General features: G+C 70.6%; 1 protein-coding gene. It reads right to left on the reverse strand.

Translation table 11 applies throughout. The features are described from left to right. The coding region (locus FLQ44_RS22485) for an AAA family ATPase (protein ID WP_147696147.1) at positions 1 to 286 on the reverse strand (286 nt) is incomplete at both ends.

Below are 286 nucleotides of genomic sequence, written 5' to 3' on the forward strand. Positions count from 1 at the left end.
TCTCCAGGCCGCGCAGGGAGCGGTGCAGGCTCTGGGTCTGGGCGCGCACCACGTGCGGGCCGAAGTCGCGGTCGGGGCGGCTTTCGTTGCGCTCGTGCAGCAGGCGTTCGGGCAGATCGAAGACGATGGCCGAAGCCAGCACATGGTGCTCGCGCGCCAGCGCCACCAGGCGCTTGCGGTCCTCCGGCCGCACGTTGGTGGCGTCCACTACGGTCAGCTTGCCGGCGGCCAGCCGCTTGCCCGCGATGTAGTAGAGAACGTCGAAGGCATCCTGGGTGGCGGCCTG

It is taken from the genome of Vogesella mureinivorans (assembly GCF_007644035.1).
Taxonomy (GTDB): Bacteria; Pseudomonadota; Gammaproteobacteria; order Burkholderiales; family Chromobacteriaceae; genus Vogesella; species Vogesella mureinivorans.